The organism is Streptomyces sp. SID8374 (assembly GCF_009865135.1).
Lineage (GTDB): Bacteria > Actinomycetota > Actinomycetes > Streptomycetales > Streptomycetaceae > Streptomyces.
On the sequence record NZ_WWGH01000001.1, the window covers coordinates 4611931 to 4631372 of the forward strand.

General features: G+C 71.0%; 20 protein-coding genes and 1 pseudogene. 16 read left to right on the forward strand and 5 right to left on the reverse strand.

What is annotated here, in order from left to right; genetic code table 11:
- Positions 1-46 precede the first annotated feature (46 nt).
- On the reverse strand, positions 47-250 hold the full coding sequence (locus GTY67_RS20540; RefSeq protein WP_003967102.1) for a cold-shock protein: 204 nt from the start codon (positions 248-250) through the stop codon (positions 47-49).
- A gap of 274 nt (positions 251-524) precedes the next feature.
- Here GTY67_RS20540 and GTY67_RS20545 point away from each other — a divergent pair, with 274 nt between their 5' ends.
- The 4 genes from GTY67_RS20545 (at position 525) to GTY67_RS20560 (ending at position 5516) form a co-directional block, all read left to right on the forward strand.
- Positions 525-1418 (forward strand): menaquinone biosynthesis protein, encoded by an 894-nt coding sequence (locus tag GTY67_RS20545; RefSeq protein ID WP_093687085.1) that lies wholly within the window; start codon positions 525-527, stop codon positions 1416-1418.
- Positions 1419-1670: 252 nt separating this feature from the next.
- Positions 1671-3590 (forward strand): serine/threonine-protein kinase, encoded by a 1920-nt coding sequence (locus tag GTY67_RS20550; RefSeq protein WP_161279626.1) that lies wholly within the window; start codon positions 1671-1673, stop codon positions 3588-3590.
- Between the two features lie 71 nt (positions 3591-3661).
- On the forward strand, positions 3662-4861 hold the full coding sequence (gene mqnC / locus GTY67_RS20555; RefSeq protein WP_093687081.1) for a cyclic dehypoxanthinyl futalosine synthase: 1200 nt from the start codon (positions 3662-3664) through the stop codon (positions 4859-4861).
- Between the two features lie 7 nt (positions 4862-4868).
- Positions 4869-5516 (forward strand): hypothetical protein, encoded by a 648-nt coding sequence (locus tag GTY67_RS20560; RefSeq protein WP_161279627.1) that lies wholly within the window; start codon positions 4869-4871, stop codon positions 5514-5516.
- Between the two features lie 18 nt (positions 5517-5534).
- On the opposite strand, the pseudogene GTY67_RS20565 reads toward GTY67_RS20560, so the two are convergent.
- Positions 5535-5795 (reverse strand): annotated as a pseudogene (locus GTY67_RS20565) (DUF3152 domain-containing protein); the annotation flags it as partial.
- Between the two features lie 484 nt (positions 5796-6279).
- Here GTY67_RS20565 and GTY67_RS20570 point away from each other — a divergent pair.
- Genes GTY67_RS20570 through GTY67_RS20590 form a run of 5 tightly spaced genes read left to right on the forward strand, consistent with a single transcriptional unit; the run spans position 6280 to position 10778 of the window.
- The gene (locus GTY67_RS20570; RefSeq protein ID WP_093687079.1) at positions 6280-7155 is read left to right on the forward strand and encodes an ABC transporter permease; all 876 of its coding nucleotides are present in this window, start codon (positions 6280-6282) and stop codon (positions 7153-7155) included.
- Positions 7156-7208: 53 nt separating this feature from the next.
- On the forward strand, positions 7209-8261 hold the full coding sequence (locus GTY67_RS20575; protein ID WP_093687077.1) for an ABC transporter substrate-binding protein: 1053 nt from the start codon (positions 7209-7211) through the stop codon (positions 8259-8261).
- Positions 8245-9099 carry an ABC transporter ATP-binding protein gene (locus GTY67_RS20580; protein ID WP_161279628.1) on the forward strand — a complete coding sequence of 285 codons (855 nt, stop codon included), beginning with the start codon at positions 8245-8247 and terminating at the stop codon, positions 9097-9099. Before GTY67_RS20575 ends, GTY67_RS20580 begins: the two co-directional genes overlap by 17 nt.
- 32 nt (positions 9100-9131) lie before the next feature.
- Complete coding sequence (locus tag GTY67_RS20585; protein WP_093687072.1) at positions 9132-10055, forward strand: TauD/TfdA family dioxygenase; 924 nt, start codon at positions 9132-9134, stop codon at positions 10053-10055.
- Positions 10056-10085: 30 nt separating this feature from the next.
- Positions 10086-10778 (forward strand): demethylmenaquinone methyltransferase, encoded by a 693-nt coding sequence (locus GTY67_RS20590; protein ID WP_161279629.1) that lies wholly within the window; start codon positions 10086-10088, stop codon positions 10776-10778.
- Between the two features lie 15 nt (positions 10779-10793).
- On the opposite strand, the gene GTY67_RS20595 is transcribed toward GTY67_RS20590, so the two are convergent.
- Complete coding sequence (locus GTY67_RS20595; protein ID WP_093687068.1) at positions 10794-11324, reverse strand: GNAT family N-acetyltransferase; 531 nt, start codon at positions 11322-11324, stop codon at positions 10794-10796.
- Positions 11325-11421: 97 nt separating this feature from the next.
- Here GTY67_RS20595 and GTY67_RS20600 point away from each other — a divergent pair, with 97 nt between their 5' ends.
- Positions 11422-12705, forward strand: coding sequence for a geranylgeranyl reductase family protein (locus GTY67_RS20600; protein WP_093687066.1), 1284 nt, complete (start codon positions 11422-11424; stop codon positions 12703-12705).
- Between the two features lie 51 nt (positions 12706-12756).
- On the opposite strand, the gene GTY67_RS20605 is transcribed toward GTY67_RS20600, so the two are convergent.
- Positions 12757-13347: a CGNR zinc finger domain-containing protein gene (locus GTY67_RS20605; RefSeq protein WP_176727389.1), complete on the reverse strand. Its 591-nt coding sequence runs from the start codon at positions 13345-13347 to the stop codon at positions 12757-12759.
- 149 nt (positions 13348-13496) lie between these two features.
- Between GTY67_RS20605 and GTY67_RS20610 the strand changes: the two genes are divergently transcribed.
- Positions 13497-14264: a metallophosphoesterase gene (locus GTY67_RS20610; protein ID WP_161279630.1), complete on the forward strand. Its 768-nt coding sequence runs from the start codon at positions 13497-13499 to the stop codon at positions 14262-14264.
- A gap of 209 nt (positions 14265-14473) precedes the next feature.
- Positions 14474-14698 carry a hypothetical protein gene (locus GTY67_RS20615; protein WP_237502663.1) on the forward strand — a complete coding sequence of 75 codons (225 nt, stop codon included), beginning with the start codon at positions 14474-14476 and terminating at the stop codon, positions 14696-14698.
- 107 nt (positions 14699-14805) lie between these two features.
- Here GTY67_RS20615 and GTY67_RS20620 read toward each other — a convergent pair whose 3' ends face one another.
- The gene (locus GTY67_RS20620) at positions 14806-15666 is read right to left on the reverse strand and encodes a C40 family peptidase (RefSeq protein ID WP_161279631.1); all 861 of its coding nucleotides are present in this window, start codon (positions 15664-15666) and stop codon (positions 14806-14808) included.
- A gap of 789 nt (positions 15667-16455) precedes the next feature.
- Here GTY67_RS20620 and GTY67_RS20625 point away from each other — a divergent pair.
- The 4 genes from GTY67_RS20625 to GTY67_RS20640 are packed head-to-tail and all read left to right on the forward strand — an operon-like array spanning position 16456 to position 19431.
- Positions 16456-16815 (forward strand): NADH-quinone oxidoreductase subunit A, encoded by a 360-nt coding sequence (locus tag GTY67_RS20625; protein WP_003967084.1) that lies wholly within the window; start codon positions 16456-16458, stop codon positions 16813-16815.
- A 17-nt stretch (positions 16816-16832) separates the two neighbouring features.
- Positions 16833-17387 carry an NADH-quinone oxidoreductase subunit B gene (locus tag GTY67_RS20630; protein ID WP_018490715.1) on the forward strand — a complete coding sequence of 185 codons (555 nt, stop codon included), beginning with the start codon at positions 16833-16835 and terminating at the stop codon, positions 17385-17387.
- Positions 17384-18109 carry an NADH-quinone oxidoreductase subunit C gene (locus GTY67_RS20635; RefSeq protein WP_161279632.1) on the forward strand — a complete coding sequence of 242 codons (726 nt, stop codon included), beginning with the start codon at positions 17384-17386 and terminating at the stop codon, positions 18107-18109. Before GTY67_RS20630 ends, GTY67_RS20635 begins: the two co-directional genes overlap by 4 nt.
- Positions 18109-19431, forward strand: coding sequence for an NADH-quinone oxidoreductase subunit D (locus GTY67_RS20640; RefSeq protein ID WP_093687056.1), 1323 nt, complete (start codon positions 18109-18111; stop codon positions 19429-19431). Before GTY67_RS20635 ends, GTY67_RS20640 begins: the two co-directional genes overlap by 1 nt.
- The last annotated feature ends 11 nt before the right edge of the window (positions 19432-19442 follow it).

The following is a 19442-nucleotide window of genomic DNA, read 5'->3' on the forward strand; positions in this document are numbered from 1 at the left end:
TCCTTGGGTACTGCTATGTACGGCCGCGATCGGCCGACCCGGGCAACTAGGCCGGGGTGACGTTCTCAGCCTGCGGACCCTTGGGTCCCTGAGTGACGTCGAAGTTCACGACCTGGTTCTCCTCGAGGGAGCGGAACCCGGACGCGTTGATCGCGGAGTAGTGAACGAAGACATCCGGGCCGCCGCCGTCCTGGGCGATGAAGCCGAAGCCCTTTTCAGCGTTGAACCACTTGACGGTTCCGGTAGCCATAAGCCCTCCTTGGGCCAAAGGGTTGCCCTGCTCCAGAACCTGCAAACAAGTCTGAAAACTACAAAAGCCTGCGGGTTACATGCTCCGCAGGCTCTGTACTGCAAGGGAAACCAAACTGCAACTTGCGGGCGAGCCTAGCACGCAGTCTCCGGAGAGCGGTAGAGGGAAAGATCACTTCACCCGAACGTTTGATAGGCCTGTCGGAGGAGCACCGGGGGACCACCGCGGGCGACCCGGTGGTGCCGGTCGCCGGAGGCGGGTCTAGCCTCGCGATGTGGACAATTCAACCGTCTCAGCCAGTGACGCCCCGGCCGGTGAGGGCGACGACCGTCGCAGCCGGCCCCGCGTCGGCCACATCCAGTTCCTGAACTGCCTGCCGCTCTACTGGGGCCTGGCACGCACGGGGACCCTCCTCGACCTGGAGCTCTCGAAGGACACCCCGGAGAGGCTCAGCGAGCAGTTGGTCGGAGGGGACCTGGACATCGGCCCGGTCACCCTCGTGGAGTACCTCCGCAACGCCGACGACCTGGTCGCCTTCCCGGACATCGCGGTCGGCTGCGACGGGCCCGTGATGTCCTGCGTGATCGTCTCCCAGCTCCCGCTGGAGCAGCTGGACCGGGCGCGGGTCGCCCTCGGCTCCACCTCGCGCACCTCCGTACGCCTGGCGCAGCTGCTGCTCGCCGAGCGCTACGGGGTCCGGCCCGACTACTACACCTGCCCGCCCGACCTCGGGCTGATGATGCAGGAGGCGGACGCGGCCGTCCTGATCGGCGACGCCGCCCTGCGCGCCAACCTGCACGACGCCCCCCGCCTCGGGCTCCAGGTCCACGACCTGGGCCAGATGTGGAAGGAGTGGACGGGGCTGCCGTTCGTCTTCGCCGTCTGGGCGGCCCGCAAGGACTTCCTGGCCGCCCACCCGGAGACGGCGGCCAAGGTGCACCAGGCGTTCCTCGCCTCCCGGGACCTCTCCCTGGAGGAGGTCACCAAGGTCGCGGAGCAGGCGGCCCGCTGGGAGGCCTTCGACGCGGAGGTGCTGGAGCGGTACTTCACGACCCTGGACTTCCGCTTCGGCCCGGACCAGCTGGCCGGCGTCCGCGAGTTCGCCCGCCGGACCGGGGCGGACACCGGGTACCCGGCGGATGTGCGGGTGGAGCTGCTCGGCGGCTGAGCGGTCGCGCCGGGGAATGGGGTGAATTCCCTTTCCGGTTCCCGGACAAGGGAATTGGGCGAGGGGCCGCCGAACAACGCATTTGCGCCTTTCCCCGGGGCGAAAACATCCCCTCCTGCCCTGAGAAGGGGGAATGGTCCGGCCGTTTACCGGTGACCGCGCCGGTGGCGCCCCCTAGGCTTCGGTCCGAGTCCGGACCGACCGCAGGGCTCTCAGCCACAGGGTTCCACGGGGTTCACAGGGGGAGGCCATATGCAGCCGCTGGAAGCGGGCGAACCGCGCACCATCGGTGCCTACCGGCTGCTCGGCAGGCTCGGTGCGGGAGGTATGGGCCGGGTCTATCTCGGGCGCAGCGCCGGCGGCCGCACGGTCGCGGTCAAGGTGGTCCACCCGCACTTCGCCCTGGACGAGCAGTTCCGCGCCCGGTTCCGGCGCGAGGTGGAGTCCGCGCGGCGCATCGGCGCGCAGTGGACCGCCCCCGTCCTGGACGCCGACCCGGAGGCCCCGGTGCCCTGGGTCGCCACCGGTTACGTCGCCGGGCCGCCGCTCTCCCAGGCGATCACCGAGCACGGCCCGCTGCCCGAGCACGCGGTCCGCACGCTGGGCGCCGGGCTCGCCGAGGCCCTCCACGTCGTCCACGGCCAGGGCATCGTGCACCGCGATGTGAAGCCCTCCAACGTGCTGCTCGCCCTGGACGGCCCCCGCCTCATCGACTTCGGCATCGCCCGGGCCCTCGGCGCCACCGTCTCGCTCACCTCCACCGGGGTCTCCGTCGGCTCGCCCGGCTACATGGCGCCCGAGCAGATCCGGGGCCGGGACATCTCCGGTGCGGCGGACGTCTTCTCGCTGGGCGCGGTCCTGGCGTACGCGGCGACCGGCGCCGCGCCCTTCTCCGGCGACTCCTCCGCCGTACTCCTCTACAAGGTGGTGCACGAGGAGCCGGAGCTGGGCGACCTGGAGGGCGAGCTGCGCGAGGTGGTCGCCGGGTGCCTGGCCAAGGACCCGGACGCCCGCCCCGCCCCGGCCGACCTCGCCCGCACGCTCGCTCCGGACGGGGCGGCGGCGATGGTGGCGGCGGGGTGGCTGCCGGGCCGGCTGGTGGGGGAGGTCAGCCGCTCGGCGGTGGCGCTGCTGGACCTGGAACCGCAGGACGCGCCGGTGGGCTCGGGCCCGGTGCCGTTCAGCAGCGCGTCGCTGGGGGCGGGGTTCGGGGTGAGCACCGAGGCACACGAGGGCCCGGGCTCGGATTCCGGTTTTGATCCGCGTACGGGCTCCGGGGCCGGACCTGGCTCCGGTTCCGGTTTCGATCCGCGTACGGGCTCCGGCTCCGGTCCCGACTCGCGTACGGGCTCCGGCTCCGACCCCCGTACCGGCTCCGACCCCGGACTCCTCGGCGTCTTCGGCCCGCCCCTCGGCGACGTACCGGACAGTCCGCCCGGCACCCCGCCCCCGCCCGGCGTGCCCCCGGGCGGCCCGCTCCCCGGGCAGCGGGCCGTCGACCCCCGGTTCTCCGTCACCGTCAGCGCCGACGCGCGAACGGGCGCGGGCAGCGCCGCCGGGGCGCGCCGGAGCCGCCGGGTGAGCTGCACCGTGGCGCTGGCCGTGGCGGGCGCGTTCGCGGTGGTCGCCCTCGGCTCGGGCCTGCTGGACGGGCTCTTCCCGGGCGGCGGCGCGGACGGGCGCAAGGGCAACGACACCGCGGCCGAGCGGCCCTCCCCGTCCACCACCGCGTCCGCGCCTGCGCAACCGGCCCCCTCCGCATCCGACGACCCCTCCGAAGGGGCTGCCGACGTGACCGAGGTGCCGAAGGCGTTCGTCGGCACCTGGGAGGGCCCGCTCGCGGAGAAGACCACCGGGCAGCCGCACGGCACCCTCACCGCGGTCTTCACCGAGGGGAAGAAGGGCACCCAGGTCGTCCGGATGTCCACCACCATCTCCCAGCTCGGTCTCACCGTCAGCTGCCACAGCGTCGGCACCCTCACCTCCGGCACCGCGAAGGAACTGAAGATCCGCGAGCGCACCGACCCGGACCGCCCCAGCACCCCGGGCCTGTGCACCAGCACCGAGGCCGACCTGGTCTTCCGCCTCGCCGGTGACGGAACGCTCGGCTACCGGTCGCTGGAGCGCGGCGCGGGCCTCCCGTACGGGGACCTCGCCCGGTCCGGCGGCTGACGGCGCACGGGGCTGGCGTACGCTGGATCGGTCCGAGGATCCTCAAAAAACCGCCGAAAGGTGACAGCCCGGTGACCGAGAAGGCCGACCTTCAGCCCGTCCTCGACCGAGCCGCCGAGGGCGGTCGGATCACCCCGGAGGAGGCACTCGACCTCTACCGCTCGGCGCCGCTGCACGCGCTGGGGGCGGCCGCCGACGCCGTACGCCGACGCCGTTACGCCGGTACGGAGCACATCGCGACGTACATCATCGAGCGCAACATCAACTACACCAACGTCTGTGTGACGGCCTGCAAGTTCTGCGCCTTCTATGCGCCCCCCAAGGACAAGGCCAAGGGCTGGACCCGGGACATCGAGGACATCCTGCGCCGCTGCGCGGAGACCGTGGAGCTCGGCGGCACCCAGATCATGTTCCAGGGCGGCCACCACCCGGACTTCGGCGTCGAGTATTACGAGGAGCACTTCTCCGCGATCAAGAAGGCGTTCCCGCAGCTGGTCATCCACTCCCTCGGCGCCTCCGAGATCGAGCACATGGCCCGGATCTCCAAGGTCTCCGCCGAGGAGGCCATCAGCCGTATCCACGCCGCCGGTCTCGACTCCTTCGCGGGCGCCGGCGCCGAGCTGCTGCCCGCCCGGCCGCGCAACGCCATCGCCCCGCTCAAGGAGTCCGGCGAGCGGTGGCTGGAGATCATGGAGATCGCGCACGGCCTGGGGGTGGAGTCCACCTCCACCATGCTGATGGGCACCGGCGAGACCAACGCCGAGCGGATCGAACACCTGCGGATGATCCGGGACGTCCAGGACCGTACGGGCGGCTTCCGCGCCTTCATCCCGTACACCTACCAGCCGGAGAACAACAAGCTGAAGGGCCGCACGCAGGCCACGCTCTTCGAGTACCTGCGGATGATCTCCATCGCCCGGCTCTTCCTCGACAACGTGGCCCACATCCAGGGCTCCTGGCTCACCACCGGCAAGGAGGTCGGCCAGCTCTCCCTGCACTACGGCGCCGACGACCTCGGCTCCATCATGCTGGAGGAGAACGTCGTCTCCTCGGCCGGAGCCAAGCACCGGTCCAACCGGCTGGAGATCATCGACCTGATCCGCAAGGCGGACCGGGTCCCGGCGCAGCGCGCCACCACGTACGAGCACCTCGTCGTGCACGACGACCCGGCCAACGACCCGGTCGACGAGCGCGTGGTCTCGCACATCTCGTCCACCGCGATCGAGGGCGGCACGGCCCACCCGGAGCTCAAGCTCCTCAACGCCAACTAGTGCGCCTGTGCTGACGGTTCACGCCGCGCCGCTGGTCCTGCCGGTCGGCGCGGCGGCTGTCGTGGAGGGCGCGGTGGCGGTGGACGGCGACCGGATCGCCGCCATCGGGCCGTACGAGGACGTCGTCGCCGCCCACCCTTCCGCCCGGGTCCGCCGCTGGCCCGGCCTCCTCACGCCCGGACTCCGCCAGGACCGGGCCCGCGAACTGCTCACCCGCTGCTACCACCCGGACCCGCGCGAGGCCGACGAGCTGGGTGAACTGCCGCTGTGGGGCGAGGAGTTCGAGCGGCTCGCGGCGGCCATGGACACGGCCCGGCGGGCAGGCAGCGTACGGCGCGGCCTCCAGCGGATGCTGCGCCACGGGACCACGCATGTGGTGGGCCCGTTCGGTGCGGACGATCCGGTGCTGCGGACGGCCGTCTCCCGGGCGGGCCTGGTGCAGACCCGAGGGCGACCGGGAGACGGCCCGCCGGACCTGGACCCCTTCGCGGCCGGCGGCGACCTGGCCGCCACCGCCCACGGCCCGCTGACCGTGGGCGGCCGCGCGGACTTCGCCGTCTTCGACGTGGCCGACGAGGCGGCGCTGCGCGCGGGCGGGGCGAGGCTCTGCGTGGCGACGGTGCTCGCGGGGCGGCTCGTGCACCGCGCCCGCTGAGCCGATGCGCAGGAGGGCCTACGGCACCTTCGGGCCGCCCAGATAGCGCCCCTTGGCGTCGTACGGCCAGGCGTTGGCGACGCACCCCTTCAGCCCGTCGATCTGCTGCATCATCGCGGGCGCGGGGCGCCCCTTTCCCGGGCAGGTCTCATGGACGCGCCCCAGCCAGTGGCCGACCTCGTGGTTGATGATCAGGGCCTGGTACTCGGCGACCGGCCCGTCGAACTGCGGTGAACCCAGCTGCCAGCGCTTCAGGTTGACCATCACCTGCTCGCCGCCCCCTCGGGCTCCGCCCCTGCCGGCATCCGCCCTCCCTCTCCTCGTTCCACCCCTTACAGAGTTCGCGGGTGCCGAAAAGGTTGAAGGCGGACGGTGATCAGTTCGGGAGACCGGACGGCGGGACGGAACGTCTCATTCCTCGGAACGAATCTGGTGCCGCGCGGAACGCCTGTGCTAGAACAACTGCCGTGACAGTCGATCGTTTTCTGGTGGAGTGCCTCCACATCGATCTCTGCCGCGTTTCCAGCGCTTCCTGTTGTTGAAGCCCTGCCGCGGCATCCTCAGTGATGCCCTGAGGCGCTGACCCTCGGCGCTGCCCGTGTGCGTGACCGGTACCTGATCCCTCCGTACGTACTCGTACGTCCCCGGCTTCCGGTTCTCCGCGTCCACCGCCTCTCCCTCTGCTTCCTCCTCCCTTCCCGGCGGTTGTCCGCTTCCGGCTCGTCCCTGAGCCCGGTGGCCTGCCCTGTCCCCGGAGCCCTCCATGACCACGCCCCCTTCCGTGCGGGAACGGGCCGCCGACGTGCCCGCGTCCGCCGGGCGTCCCCCGGCGGCCGGACGCACACCGGAGCGCGGTGCGCGCTGGCGCCGCGTCGGGCTCCGGCTCGTCGCCCTCGCCGTCCTCCTGGCGCTCTGGCAGCTGGTGATCGTGCTCCAGCTCTGGTCACCGGTGCTGGTGCCCTCGCCCGCCGCTGTCTGGCGTGCGCTGCTGGAGACCTCCGGTACGCACGACGGGGTACGCGGCTACCAGGGCCACACCCTGATCGAACACCTCGGCATCAGCCTGCGCCGCATCTTCATCGGGGCCGGCGCGGGCGTCGTCGCCGGTCTGGTGATCGGTGTCCTGATGGGGACGCTGCCGTGGGTACGGGTGGTGCTGGAGCCCGCGGTGGCGTTCCTGCGCACCCTGCCGCCGCTCGCCTACTTCAGCCTGCTGATCATCTGGTTCGGCATCGACGAGTCGCCCAAGCTCTGGCTGCTCGCCATCGCCGCCATGCCGCCCGTCGCCGTGGCCACCGCCTCCGCCGTGGCGTCCGCGCCGACCGCCCTGGTCGAGGCGGCCCGGGCGATCGGGGCCAAGCGCGGGCAGGTCGTGACCTCGGTCGTGCTGCCGTCCGCGCTGCCCGAGATCCTGATCGGCGTCCGCCTCGCCTTCGGCATCGCGTACTCCTCGGTGGTCGCCGCCGAGACGGTCAACGGACTGCCCGGCATCGGCGGCCTGATCCGGGACGCCCAGCGCTACAACCAGTCGGACACCGTCGTCCTCGGCCTCTTCGCCATCGGCATCTCCGGCCTGCTCATCGACGCCGCGCTCCGCGTGGCGTCGGACCGGCTCGCCCCGTGGCGACGCCACACATAACCCCTTCCATCTCTCGCCCCTTCACCATCCACCCCAGCACTAAGGACACGCACATGGCCGGAACACGCGGTTGGCTCCGCCTCTCCTCGATCGCCGCCGCACTCGGAGCCCTGCTGGTGGTGACGGCCTGCGGTGAGGGCGGTTCCGGCGACGGGGGCAAGGGCGGCGACAAGACGATACGCATCGCCTACCAGGCCTTTCCCAGCGGCGACCTGATCGTCAAGGAGAAGGGCTGGCTGGAGAAGGCGCTCCCCGGCTACAAGATCAAGTGGACCAAGTTCGACTCGGGCGCCAGCATCAACACCGCTTTCGTGGCCGGTTCCCTGGACCTCGCGGCCATCGGCTCCAGCCCGGTCGCCCGGGGTCTCTCCGAGCCGCTGAACATCCCGTACCAGGTCACCTGGGTCCTGGACGTGGCCGGGGAGAACGAGGCGCTGGTCGCCCGCAACGGCTCCAAGGTCTCCTCCGTCAAGGACCTGGCGGGCAAGAAGGTCGCCACCCCGTTCAGCTCCACCTCGCACTACAGCCTGCTCGCCGCCCTCGACCAGGCCGGGGTGGACGCCTCGAAGGTCCAGCTCCTCGACCTGGAGCCGCAGGACATCCTGGCCGCCTGGACGCGCGGCGACATCGACGCCACGTACGTCTGGCTGCCCACCCTGGAGGAGCTGAAGAAGACCGGCAAGGTCCTCGTCTCCAGCCGCGAACTCGCCGCCGCGGGCAAGCCGACCCTCGACCTCGGGGTCGCCTCCACCAGCTTCATCAAGGCCCACCCCGATGTGCTGCCCGCCTGGCGCAAGGCGCAGGCCCAGGCACTCGACCTGATCCACGACGACCCGGACGCGGCCTCCGCCGCCGTCGGCAAGCAGCTCGGGATCAGCCCGGCCGAGGCCGGCGCCCAGATCAAGCAGGGCATCTTCCTCAAGCCGGCCGAGCAGGCCGACGCGAAGTGGCTGGGGACCCCCGGCAAGGTCGGCGGTCTCGCGGACAACCTGCACAGCGCGGCGCAGTTCCTCGTCGACCAGAAGCAGATCGACTCCGCGCCCGACCTGGACAAGCTGCGGAAGTCCATCTACGTGGAAGGGCTCACCGATGCCGTCTCTCCCTGACGCGGACACCGGGAAGGCTGACACGGACACCGGGAAGGCCCCCGTCCCCGGCCAATGTAAGCGCGACGAGGCCTCCGTCGTCTCCGTACGCGACGTCGAACACACCTACGGCGGCCGGGGCGCCGAGAGCGTGACGGCTCTCGGGCCGGTCTCCCTGGAGATCCCCGCCGGGGAGTTCCTGGTCCTCGTCGGCCCCTCCGGCTGCGGCAAGAGCACGCTGCTCCGCCTCATCGCGGGGTTCGAGCGGGCCTCGTCGGGCGAGGTCGAGGTGTTCGGCGAGGACCCCGAGCCCGGCCACCACGCGGGCATCGTCTTCCAGCAGCCCCGCCTCTTCCCGTGGCGCACGGTCGGCGACAACGTCGGCCTGGCGCTGAAGTACGCGGGCGTGCCCCGGGCCGAACGCGCCGAGCGGACCGCCGAGTTGCTGGAGCGCGTGGGCCTCGCGGACACCGCCGGCCGCCGCATCTGGCAGATCTCGGGCGGCCAGCAGCAGCGGGTGGCCATCGCCCGCGCCCTGGCGGGCGGCAAGCGGCTGCTGCTGCTGGACGAACCGTTCGCCGCGCTGGACGCACTCACCCGGGAACGCCTCCAGGAGGACCTGCGCACGGTCTCCGCCGAGACCGGCACCACGTCGGTCTTCGTCACCCACAGCGTGGACGAGGCGGTCTTCCTCGGCACCCGCACGGTCGTGCTCAGCGCGCGGCCGGGCCGCATCGCGCTGGACATCCCGATCGGCCTGCCGCGCACCGGCACCGGCCCCGACGAGCTGCGCGGGCTGCCGGAGTACGCCGCGCTGCGCGCCGAGATCGGTACGGCGGTACGCGACGCGGCCCGCTGACCCACCGACGTACCGCACCTCCAGGAGGAACCATGACCACCACCGCACCCCCCGCCCTCCGCGACCACCGCATCCCCGCCGACGGCCTCTACGAGGGTCCGCGCGTGCTGCACCGCGTCCCGGAGGGCTGGACGGACCGGCCGTACGAGCTCTTCGAGCTGGTGCCGCGCGGCCGGGTGATCGGCGCCGAGATCCACGGCGTGGACCTGTCCCGTCCCCTGGAAACGGCCGTGCGCGCCGAGCTGGACCGGGCGCTGGCGGAGTGGAAGGTGCTGTTCTTCCGGGAGCAGCACCTCACCTCGCAGCAGCAGCGCGCCTTCGCCGGGCACTGGGGCGAGCTGGAGACCAACCCGCTGCTCGCCACCGGCGACGACCCGGAGGTGGCCCGCCTGGACCGCTCGGCCGTCCCCACCTTCGAGAACGTCTGGCACGCCGACGTCACCTTCCGCGAGCGCCCGGCGCTCGGCGCGGTCCTCCAGCTCCGCGAGGTCCCGCCGGTGGGCGGGGACACGCTGTGGGCGGACATGGCGGCGGCGTACGACAACCTGCCCGAGGAGGTGAAGGAGCGCATCGAGGGGGCGCGGGCGGTGCACGACTTCATCCCCGGGTTCTCCCGGTTCTACCCGCCGGAGCGGCTGGCCCCGCACCAGGACCGGTTCCCGCCGGTCGAACACCCGGTGGTGCGGCGCCACCCGGTCACCGGCCGCCGGACGATCTTCGTCAACGCCTCGTTCACCACCCGGATCGTCGGGTTCGCGCAGGAGGAGAGCGACCGGCTGCTGCGGCTGCTCTTCCAGCAGGCGCACGCGCCGGAGTTCCAGGTGCGGCACAGCTGGCGGGCGGGCGACGTCGCGTTCTGGGACAACCGGGCCACCCAGCACTACGCGGTCAACGACTACGCCCCGCACCGCCGGGTCGCCGAACGCGTCGCCATCGCGGGGGACCGCCCCCACTGATCCCTGCGGGCGGGCTGCTTGAATGGAAGGGTGACCCGAGCCTCCCTGGACAAGCAGCCGCACGAAGTCGCCTCGATGTTCGACGGAGTGGCGGCCAACTACGACCTGACCAACGACGTGATCTCGCTGGGCCAGGCCCGGCAGTGGCGCAAGGCGGTCGCGGCGGCGGTCGACGCCCGTCCCGCGCAGAAGATCCTCGACCTGGCGGCGGGCACCGCGACCTCCTCGCAGCCCTTCGCCCGGGCCGGCGCCTACGTCGTACCGTGCGACTTCTCGCTCGGCATGCTGACGGTCGGCAAGCGGCGCCACCCGTGGATGCCGTTCACGGCGGGCGACGGCATGAAGCTGCCGTTCAAGGACGAGGTCTTCGACACCGTCACGATCTCCTTCGGGCTGCGCAACATCCAGGACACCGAGACCGCGCTGCGCGAGCTGTACCGGGTGACGAAGCCGGGCGGCCGGGTCGTGATCTGCGAGTTCTCGCAGCCGACCTGGGCCCCGTTCCGCACGGTCTACACCGAGTACCTGATGCGCGCGCTGCCGCCGACCGCCCGGGCCGTCTCCTCCAACCCGGACGCGTACGTCTATCTCGCCGAATCCATCCGCGCCTGGCCCGACCAGCCCGGCCTCGCCGCACTCCTCCAGAAGGCGGGCTGGTCGAAGGTGGCGTGGCGCAACCTCACCGGCGGCGTGGTGGCCCTGCACCGGGCCACCCGCGCCTGACCTTCGTACGAGGCCTCAGAGCTCCAGCCGGTAGCAGCGCGCCTCCTGTCCGGGGCGCGGGGTGGTGAAGGTCTCCGCGTGGTGCATCCCGAGCCGCTCCGCCACCGCGATCGATCGCGCGTTACGGGAGTCGATCATCGCGACGACGTCCGGCACCCCGGCCGCCCGCAGCCGCTCCAGCGTGGCGCGGGCGGCGGCGGTGGCGTAACCGCGCCCCCAGGCCGTACGCGCCAGCCGCCAGCCGATCTCGATCGCGCCGACCGGCCCGTAGTGGGTGTGCGGCCACGGCTGCGCCCCGGTGAAGCCGAGCACGGTGCCGTCCTCGTCGGTGACGGTCCACAGGCAGTAGCCGAGCTCCGCGTCATGGCGGCGCTGACGGGCGGTGAGTTCCTCGTACACGGAGAAGTCCGCTCTCCGGCCGCCGAAGAACTCCATCACCTCGGGGTCGTCGAAGATCCGGTGCCAGATCAGGGCGTCCTCGTCGGTCGGGACGCGCAGACGTACCGCGGGGGCCGGAGCAGTGGGCGGAACAGGTGCTATCGACATGAGGGAGCCCTTCGGAGGGTTGTTCTGCAGGCCCCCATAGACTGCACGGGACATGTGCCGCGCGGCACGCGAATTCGAGTCTTCGGGAGATCCGACCGTGACCGAGCCCCTCTCCGAGCACAGCGCGGACGTGATCGTCGTCGGAGCGGGCCCAGCCGGCTCCACGACCGCGTACTACCTCGCCAAGGCCGGACTCGACGTCCTGCTCCTGGAAAAGACGGCGTTCCCCCGCGAGAAGGTCTGCGGCGACGGCCTCACCCCCCGCGCCACGAAACAGCTCGTCTCCATGGGGATCGACATCTCCGAGGAGGCCGGCTGGCTGCGCAACAAGGGCCTGCGCATCATCGGCGGCGGCGTCCGGCTCCAGCTGGACTGGCCGGATCTCGCGTCCTACCCGGACTACGGACTGGTCCGTAAACGCGACGACTTCGACGAGCAGCTGGCCCGGCAGGCGCAGAAGGCCGGCGCCCGGCTGTACGAGCGCTGCAACGTGGGCGCCCCGATCCGCGACGAGCGCACCGGCCGGATCACCGGCGTCGAGGCGAAGATCGGTGAGGAGAAGACCCCGGTCACCTTCCACGCCCCGCTCGTGGTCGCCGCCGACGGCAACTCCACCCGGCTCTCCCTCGCGATGGGTCTGCACCGCCGCGAGGACCGCCCGATGGGCGTCGCCGTCCGTACGTACTTCACCTCGCCCCGCCACGACGACGACTACCTGGAGTCCTGGCTGGAGCTGTGGGACAAGCGCGGCGCCCAGGACCGGCTGCTCCCCGGGTACGGCTGGATCTTCGGCATGGGCGACGGCACCTCCAACGTGGGCCTCGGCATCCTCAACTCCTCCTCCGCCTTCAAGGAGCTGGACTGGCGCGAGGTGCTCAAGGCCTGGTGCGCCTCGATGCCCGAGGAGTGGGGGTACACCCCGGAGAACATGACGATGCCCATCCGGGGCGCCGCCCTCCCCATGGCCTTCAACCGCCAGCCGCACTACACCAAGGGCCTCCTGCTCGTCGGTGACGCGGGCGGCATGGTCAACCCGTTCAACGGCGAAGGCATCGCGTACGCCATGGAGTCGGGCCAGATCGCGGCCGACGTCATCGTGCAGGCCCACGCCCGCGCCACCCCCGCCCAGCGCGAACTGGCCCTGAACAACTACCCGAAGGTGCTCAAGGAGACCTACGGCGGCTACTACACGATGGGCCGCGCCTTCGTGAAGCTGATCGGCAACCCGAAGGTCATGAAGGTCGCCACCCAGCGCGGTCTGACCCACCCGCTGCTGATGAAGTTCACGCTGAAGATGCTGGCCAACCTGACCGACCCGACGGGCGGCGACGCGATGGACCGCATCATCAACGGGCTGGCGAAGGTGGCACCGAAGGCCTGACGGACGTCACGCGGACCACCATGGGGAGGGCCGGCGCGGGGGCCTCCGGGCTCAGCCCTGGCCGGCCGTCCCCCGGGTGCGTTCGTAGTGGCGCGCCACCCGGGCCCGGTTGCCGCAGGACGGCTTGCACCACTCCTGGCGGCCGTGGCTCTTGATGAAGTACCGCACGCAGCGCGGCGCGTGGCAGGCCCGCAGCTGTTCGCGCTCCGGCCCGCTCAGGAAGTCCACGGCATCGCGCGCCAGCGCCGCGACCAGCCGTACGCGCGGGTCGCCCTCGGCCGACAACAGCCGTGCCGCCGGGGCCCCTTCGGCGGGCCACTCCAGCTGCGGGGCGACCAGCTCCCGGGCGGCGGCCGCGTTCAGGTGGGCCAGGGCCTCGTCGGCGGGCATCAGGCGGTGGGCGTCGGCCGGGCTGGGCGGGGCGGGGCTGAGCACCCGCGCGAACAGGGCCCGCACAGCCCTTCGTACGCCGACGATCTCGTCCCGGAGCTCCTCGTCGGCGACCAGCTCACCGGTGAGGAACTCCTGGGGCGTGATGTCCCCGGTCTGCTGCTGGATCCACCGCGTCGTCCCCCGGACCGTCTCCAGGTCGTCGGCGACGCCGCCGTCTCCGTCGTGGTGGATGGTGCTCGCCAGTTCCATGACGGGCCGCTGTGCCACCGCTCTCGCCCCCTTCGCCGCCTGCCCTTGAACTCTGCCCCTGAGCCCTGCTGTCCTTGAACTCTGTGCGCCCCCACTCTAGAGTCCTAACGGAAGAATGAAAAATAACGTTAGACGGGGGACGGTCCGACATGTTGCTCGCTCAGATCAGCGATCTGCACCTGGACGGCAGTGACCGCGCGACCAGCAGGGCGACCCGCGTCATGGAGTACCTGCGGGCCCTGCCCCGCCCGGTCGACGCCCTGCTGGTCACCGGAGACATCGCCGACCACGCGGCGGAGTCCGAGTACGAGGAGGCGGCCCGCATCCTCGCCGCGCCCTTCCCCGTACTGCCCTGCCCCGGGAACCACGACGCGCGCCCCGCCTACCGCAAGGCGCTCCTCGGCGAGGCCCCGGCCACCGCGCCCGTCAACCGGGTCCACCACATCGCCGGAACGGCCATCCTGATGTGCGACTCCACCATCCCCGGCCGCGACGAGGGCCGCCTCGCCCCGGAGACGCTGGCCTGGATCGACACCACGCTCGGCGCGCTCCCGGACGGCGTCCCCGCGCTGATCGCCTTCCACCAGCCGCCCGTGGAGCTCCACCACCCGCTGCCCGACGCCGGGCGGCTGGAGGAGCCGGAACACCTCGCCGCCCTCCTCGACGCCCACCCGCGGGTCGTCGCCGTCCTCACCGGCCACGCCCACACGGCCGCCGCCTCCACCTTCGCCGGGCGCCCGCTCGTCGTCGGGCCCGCGGTGACGTGGACGCTGCTCATGCCGTGGGAGGGGGACCGCCCGGCCGACCGCGACCAGCCCCCGGGCCTCGCGTTCCACGTCCTGGGCGAGGACGGGCGCCTGACGACCCACTTCCGCGTCGTGCTCCCCGCCACGGCGCCCGCCCGCGCCGGGGCATAATCCCCGACCCCGCACGTGATCGTGTGCGATGATTTGCGCGCCACCCCCGGTCGTCGGCAGTCCCGGACCGGCTGGTGCCCCGCCCTCGCCCTGAGCTGCGGCACGCGGCGCGTACGACGCTCTTCCCCGCCCCACGCACACATCGAACGCAGATCAGCGGGGTACGGGACAAGCCGATACAGCGCTGCTCGACCCAAGGACAGACAGCCATGACGACCGCCTCCCTGCCCCGGAACTCCTCACGTCCGGAACCGGCCGCCGAGGACACCGCGCCGCCCCAGCACCACGGCCTCTTCCTGGAGCCCCGCTTCGCGGCGGGTCTGACCTCCCCGGACGACGACGAGGACCTGGACGCGCCGTACGAGGCACCGCCCGCGCCCACCACCTCCGCGCGGGAGCCGGAGCGGTCCAACCGCCGCCAGCGCCGCCGCTGACGGGCCGGCGACCGGATCACGGCTGAGGGCCGCCACTCCCGAGCGGGGGAGTGGCGGCCCTCAGCCGTGCCTGCGTCGCGGACGGGCGTGCCCGGACCGCTTGTGAATCAGAGAACGCGGACCGCGCCGGACGGCCGGTCGTAGTCCATGGAGCGCTGCACCGTACCGGTGCTGGAGTTCTGCGCGCCGACGAACTGGCCGCCGCCCACGTAGATCGCGACGTGGTACGCGCTGCCCGCGCCGCCCCAGTACAGGATGTCGCCGGGCTGGAGGTTGTCCAGGGAGACCTGCGTGCCGGCGGTCGACTGGGCCTGCGAGACGCGGGGGAGGTCGATGCCCACCGAGCGGTACGCGGCCTGGACCAGGCCCGAGCAGTCCCACGCGTTGGGGCCGGTGCCGCCGGCCACGTACGCGTCGCCGACCTGGGCCTTGGCGAACGCGACGATGGCCGCGGCGGAGCCCGTGGCGTTCGACGAGGAGGACGGGGCGGACGAGGAGGCGGACGCGGAGGCCGAGTTGCCCGAGGAGGAGCCGGAGGGGGCGCTGAGCGTCGTGCGCTCGGCGGTACGGGAGGCGCGCTCGGCACGCTCCTTGGCCTCCGCCTCGGCGCGGGCCTTGGCGGCGGCTTCGGCCTTCTTCTTGGCCTCGGCCTTGCGGACGGCCTCGGCCTTGGCTTTCTTGGCCTTCTTCGCGGCGCTCTCGGCCGCGGCGTCCTCGTGGGCCTGCGTCTCCAGGTCGAGGGCGACCTGCTGCGTGGCCTGTGCGGAGGCGGCGACGGCGGTGGAGAGCCCGGCGGTGATGGTGGGCATCTCGATCGTCTGGGTCACCGGTTCGGCCTGGGCCGGACCGGCGGCACCCGCGACCGCGATGGTGCTGAGGACGCCACCGGCAACTCCGGCTCGCAGCGCCGACTTCGAGGCGCGCTGGCGGGGCTTCCGGTGGCTGGGTATGTGAGCGGTGTGGGACATGGGTACTAGCGCTATCAGGGCTGTAGGGGTCCCATCAAGAAACGTGTGTTGCGACACAGTTACGTTCGGAATCTGCGAATCCGCTTTCCGTACGCCTTTATTGACGCCGTAACGGGCAAAACGGGCACGTGCGATCAGGGCCGTGATCTCAGCCTTTCGGCAATACGCCCGAATTGCCCGCCGCCTACCATCCGTTCACGCCGATGGCCAAGCCCGGTTTCCCGGTGGGGCGCGCCGGGTGACGCAGGTCACGGTGTGCCCGTCCGGCGGCAGGCAACCCTCGCGCACGCGACCGGGTCCGCTCCGCGTCGACGACCGACGCTCCGCCGACCCCTTCCCGATGTCGTCGTGCCCGCGATCCGGGAAGTTCGTGAATGCGTGCACATGTCCCCTTCGGTCCGCGCCAACCCCCGTCCGGGTGAGGGCGGATGGCGACCGGGTCCCTTATCACTCCACCGCCGCCCACCGCCAATTTGCTTGTAGTGCCCTTCCATTGATAGCGCCGCACCCTTTTGACCAGCGGTAACACCGGTGAATGTCACGTCTCGTGATCACTTCGCCGCTTCGCGTACGAAGATCACCGCTCATACGACTTCATGATCCTTCGTCAGGTGGTGGAGATCACAAAGACGGTGGCGTACCCCGTGTCGCAGATCACAGGGCGACGGGCATAGGATGCGGGGCAGTCGGGCTTGTGAACTGCCTCACATGTGCACGATCTTGGTGAGGTGGCGAGCCGGTCGCCCGATGCGGTCCAACGGTCAAGGACGACTGGAAGGAGCGAGGAGCGTGAATGCCTACGCGCCCATCCTCGTGCTCGGCGCCCTGGGGGCAGGGTTTGCGATCTTCTCCGTGGTCATGGCCACGCTTATCGGCCCCAAGCGGTACAACCGGGCAAAGCTCGAAGCGTACGAGTGCGGTATCGAACCCACGCCGACACCGGCCGGAGGCGGCCGCTTCCCCATCAAGTACTACCTGACGGCGATGCTTTTCATCGTCTTCGACATCGAGATCGTCTTCCTCTATCCCTGGGCGGTCTCCTTCGACGCCCTGGGGATCTTCGGGCTCGTGGAGATGCTGCTCTTCGTGCTCACCGTCTTCGTCGCCTATGCGTATGTCTGGCGTCGCGGCGGCTTGGAATGGGACTGAGGGGCTGAGGGGCACACATGGGACTCGAAGAGAAGCTGCCTAGCGGCTTTGTGCTGACCACCGTCGAACAGGCCGCCGGCTGGGTGCGGAAGTCCTCCGTCTTCCCGGCCACGTTCGGCCTCGCCTGCTGCGCCATCGAGATGATGACGACCGGCGCGGGCCGCTACGACCTGGCCCGGTTCGGGATGGAGGTCTTCCGCGGATCGCCGCGCCAGGCGGACCTGATGATCGTCGCCGGGCGGGTGAGCCAGAAGATGGCGCCCGTCCTGCGCCAGGTCTACGACCAGATGCCGAACCCCAAGTGGGTCATCTCCATGGGGGTTTGCGCATCATCGGGTGGAATGTTCAACAATTACGCCATTGTGCAGGGCGTTGATCACATTGTCCCGGTCGATATCTATTTGCCGGGATGCCCGCCGCGTCCCGAGATGCTGCTGGACGCCATCCTGAAGCTCCACCAGAAGATCCAGGACGGCAAGCTCGGGGTCAACGCGGAGGAAGCCGCCCGCGAGGCGGAGGAAGCGGCCCTCAAGGCGCTGCCCCTGATCGAGATGAAGGGGCTCCTGCGGTGAGCGACAACACCCACGGCGAGGGGCAGAACGGCAACGCCGTACCCGCCCCGCGCGACACCGGCGGCGAGGTCATCCGCGTACGCAAGGGCATGTTCGGCGCCAACAACGGCGGCGACACCTCCGGTTACGGCGGCCTCATCCGCACCGTCACCCTGCCCGGCGCCTCCTCCCGGCCGTACGGGGGGTGGTTCGACGAGGTGGCCGACGAGCTCGAAGGGGCCCTGGAGGAGCAGGACCTGCTCCCCGAGAACGCCATCGAACGCACCGTCGTCGACCACGACGAGCTCACCTTCCACATCGCCCGCGAGCACCTGGTCCAGGTCGCCCGCACCCTGCGCGACGACCCCGCCCTGCGCTTCGAGCTCTGTACGGGCGTCAGCGGCGTCCACTTCCTCGGGGACAAGGGACGCGAGCTGCACGCCGTCTACCACCTGCGGTCCCTCACCCACGGCCGGATCGTCCGGCTGGAGGTCTCCGCCCCGGACAGCGACCCGCACATCCCGTCCCTCGTCGAGGTCTATCCGACCAACGACTGGCACGAGCGCGAGGCGTACGACTTCTTCGGCCTCATCTTCGACGGGCACCCGGCCCTGACCCGGATCATGATGCCGGACGACTGGCAGGGCTTCCCGCAGCGCAAGGACTACCCGCTCGGCGGCATCGCCGTCGAGTACAAGGGCGCCCAGATCCCGGCTCCGGACCAGCGGAGGTCGTACTCCTGATGACCACTCCCCACGCGACACCCCGTGCCACGACCGAGGGGACTGTATATACAGTCACCGGCGGCGACTGGGACGAGGTCGTCGAATCCGCCGCCAAGTCCGACGACGAACGCATCATCGTCAACATGGGTCCCCAGCACCCGTCCACGCACGGCGTGCTGCGGCTGATCCTGGAGATCGACGGCGAGACCGTCACCGAGGCCCGCTGCGGCATCGGCTACCTCCACACCGGGATCGAGAAGAACCTCGAATTCCGCAACTGGACCCAGGGCACCACCTTCGTCACGCGGATGGACTACCTGACGCCGTTCTTCAACGAGACGGCGTACTGCCTGGGCGTCGAGAAGCTCCTCGGCATCGAGGACCAGATCCCCGACCGGGCCACGATCATCCGCGTGCTCCTGATGGAGCTCAACCGGATCTCCTCGCACCTGGTCTGCATCGCCACCGGCGGTATGGAGCTGGGCGCGACCACGATCATGATCTACGGCTTCCGCGACCGTGAACTGGTCCTCGACCTCTTCGAGCTGATCACCGGCCTCCGGATGAACCACGCGTTCGTCCGCCCCGGCGGCCTCGCCCAGGACCTGCCCCCGGGCGCGGTCGACGCACTGCGCGAGTTCATCAGGACCATGAAGAAGAACCTGCCGGAGTACGACAAGCTCGCCACCGGCAACCCCATCTTCAAGGCCCGCATGAAGGACGTCGGCTACCTCGACCTCACCGGCTGCATGGCGCTCGGCGCCACCGGCCCGGTCCTGCGCTCCGCCGGGCTCCCGCACGACCTGCGCAAGAGCGACCCCTACTGCGGTTACGAGACCTACGACTTCGAGGTGCCGATCGCCGACACCTGCGACTCCTACGGACGCTTCCTCATCCGCATGGACGAGATGCGCGAGTCGCTCCGGATCATCGAACAGTGCCTGGAGCGCCTGGAGCCCGGCCCGGTCATGGTCGCGGACAAGAAGATCGCCTGGCCCGCCCAGCTCGCCCTCGGCGCGGACGGCCTCGGCAACTCCCTCGACCACATCAGGAACATCATGGGCACCTCCATGGAAGCCCTGATCCACCACTTCAAGCTGGTGACCGAGGGCTTCCGGGTCCCCGCCGGACAGACGTACACCGCCGTGGAGTCCCCCAAGGGCGAACTCGGCGTCCATGTCGTCTCCGACGGCGGCACCCGCCCCTACCGGGTCCACTTTCGCGACCCGTCCTTCACCAATCTGCAAGCCATGGCGGCGATGTGCGAGGGCGGCCAGGTGGCCGACGTGATCGTCGCCGTCGCGTCCATCGACCCCGTGATGGGAGGCGTCGACCGGTGACCGCAAACCAA